At 67.2% G+C, this 2,460-nt stretch carries 3 protein-coding genes; 2 read left to right on the forward strand and 1 reads right to left on the reverse strand.

Annotated elements, in window-relative coordinates:
• On the forward strand, positions 1-1,011 hold a 1,011-nt coding region (lnt, locus tag GXB81_RS30870), incomplete at its 5' end, for an apolipoprotein N-acyltransferase (RefSeq protein WP_205991196.1).
• A 128-nt stretch (positions 1,012-1,139) separates the two neighbouring features.
• Here lnt and GXB81_RS30875 read toward each other — a convergent pair.
• Complete coding sequence (locus tag GXB81_RS30875; RefSeq protein ID WP_205991197.1) at positions 1,140-1,760, reverse strand: glutathione S-transferase C-terminal domain-containing protein; 621 nt, start codon at positions 1,758-1,760, stop codon at positions 1,140-1,142.
• Positions 1,761-1,976: 216 nt separating this feature from the next.
• Here GXB81_RS30875 and GXB81_RS30880 point away from each other — a divergent pair.
• The coding region (locus GXB81_RS30880) for an aminopeptidase P N-terminal domain-containing protein (protein WP_205991198.1) at positions 1,977-2,460 on the forward strand (484 nt) is incomplete at its 3' end.

The following is a 2,460-nucleotide window of genomic DNA, read 5'->3' on the forward strand; positions in this document are numbered from 1 at the left end:
CCTGCCGCGCCGCGCCGCGTGTCGTCGATCGCCGCACCCGCCAGCGCCGCGCTGGCGCTGATCGTGATCGGCCTGCTGCTGCCGCTCGTGCCGTGGACGACGCCCGCCAACGCGCCGTTGAGCGTGCGTCTGCTGCAAGGCAACGTCAAGCAGGAGATGAAGTTCGAGGAAGCCGGCATGCGCGCGGCGATCGATCAGTATCAGCAGATGATTACCGCGCAGCCGGCCGATCTGATCGTCACGCCGGAAACCGCCATTCCCGTGCTCGCGCAGCAGTTGCCGACACCGTTCGCGGCCGCGATCCGCGAGTTCTCGGACTCGACCGGCAGCGCGATCCTGTTCGGCGCGCTCGGCGGCACGATCACGCCCGAAGGCCGGGTGGTCGACTACACCAACAGCCTGTTCGGCGTCACGCCGGGCTCGCGCGACATTTATCGCTACGACAAGCACCACCTCGTGCCGTTCGGCGAGTTCGTGCCGTGGGGCTTCCGCTGGTTCGTCAACCTGATGCGCATTCCGCTCGGCGATTTCTTCCGTGGCGCGCCGGTGCAGAAGCCGTTCATGGTGCATAACCAGCCGGTCGCGGCCGACATCTGCTACGAGGACATCTTCGGCGAGGAGATCGCGCGCACGCTGCGCGAAAACTCGACGCCGGCCGGCGTGCTCGTCAATTCGACCAACCTCGCGTGGTTCGGCGACACGATCGCGCTCGACCAGCATCTGCAGATCGCGCGCATGCGCGCACTCGAAACCGGCCGGCCGATGCTGCGCGCGACCAACACCGGCATGACCGCCGCGATCGACGCGAACGGCCGCGTGATCGGACGCCTCGCGCCCTACACGGTCGGCTCGCTCGACGTGAAGGTGCAAGGCACCTCGGGCAACACGCCTTACGTGACGAGCGGCAACAACACGGTGCTGGCGGTGTCGGTGCTGCTGCTCGCATTCGGTTTCGCGTTCGGACCGGGCATCACGCGGCGCCGCGAGGACCGCCGCAAAGACGCGCGCTAACCGCACCCGCAAAAAAAATGCGCCTGACCCCGTCAGGCGCATTTTTTCATCAAAGGGACAAATTCCGGTTCAGGCCGGCAGGCGCCCGGCGCTTCGCCCGTAGGCCGCGTTCACCGGACGCGCTCCGTTCAGTCCTTCGGCGCCGTATCGATAAACGACTGCCGCAGCGACAGCTTCTGGAAATGCTTGTCCAGATTCGGATGCGATTCGCGCCAGTTCAGGTGCGGCATGCGGAAGTCGAGATAGCCAAGCGCGCAGCCCACCGCGATATCGGCGAGCGTGTAGTGATTGCTCGCGCACCACGGCTTGCTGCCGAGCCCCTGCGACATCGCCATCAGACCCTCGTCGATCTTGCGCTGCTGGCGCGCGACCCACGCGTCGACGCGCTGTTCGGGCGCGCGCTGCGTGCTTTCGAGACGGATCAGCACGGCCGCGTCGAGCACGCCGTCGGCGAGCGCTTCCCAGCAGCGCACTTCGACGCGCTCGCGCCCCGACGGCGGAATCAGCTTGCCGACCGGCGAGAGCGTATCGACGTATTCGCAGATCACGCGCGAGTCGAACACCGCTTCGCCGTCTTCCATCACGAGGCACGGCACCTTGCCGATGGGATTGAACGTGTGAATCCGGGTATCCGGCGCCCAGACGTTCTCGGGCACCAGTTCATAGTCGATTTTCTTGTCGGCGAGCACGATTCGCGCTTTGCGCACGAACGGGCTGGCGAGCGAACCGATGAGTTTCATCATGACCATCTGCCTTTTTCTGAATCCGGCGAAAGTATAAGTGGTCCAGGGGCATCACGAACGTACCGGCCGCATCTTCGCGAGCCGCGCGCGGACCCGCTGTGGGCGGATTGCAACATGCCCGCGGCGGCGATGCCGCCAGGCTGCGCGCCAATCCGCGCAAAACGGCGGCGCCGGCGTGCGCGACACCGAAAGCACAACGGGACGGAGCGCTACAATCGCACGATGAACCAGCCGACCGAACCCACCATCGCCATCGACGTCTACCGCACGCGCCGCGAGCGCGTTCTCGCCGCGCTACGCGTCGCGGGCGGCGGCGTCGCCATCGTCCCGACCGCGCCGGAAGCGCTGCGCAACCGCGACGCCGACTACCCGTACCGTCACGACAGCTACTTCTATTACCTGACCGGCTTCGTCGAGCCCGAGGCGCTGCTCGTGCTCGACGCGAGCGCCGCCCCCGGCGCGCCCGCCTCGATCCTGTTCTGCCGCGAGAAGAACGTCGAGCGCGAGACGTGGGAAGGCTTCCGCTTCGGCCCCGAGGGTGCACGCGAAGCGTTCGGCTTCGACGCCGCATTCCCGTTCGGCGAACTCGACGCGCAGGTGCCGCGCATCCTCGCCGACAAACCAGCGCTGCATTACGCGCTCGGCCGTTCGGCGCGGCTCGACGAACAGGTGCGCGGCTGGCTCGACGCAGTGCGCGCGCAAGGCC

The organism is Paraburkholderia sp. Ac-20336 (assembly GCF_017105025.1).
Taxonomy (GTDB): domain Bacteria; phylum Pseudomonadota; class Gammaproteobacteria; order Burkholderiales; family Burkholderiaceae; genus Paraburkholderia.

Bases quoted from the DNA above. Each gene is read 5' to 3' on its own strand.
- GXB81_RS30875 (WP_205991197.1), bottom strand. From the start codon at position 1,760: ATGGTCATGATGAAACTCATCGGTTCGCTCGCCAGCCCGTTCGTGCGC.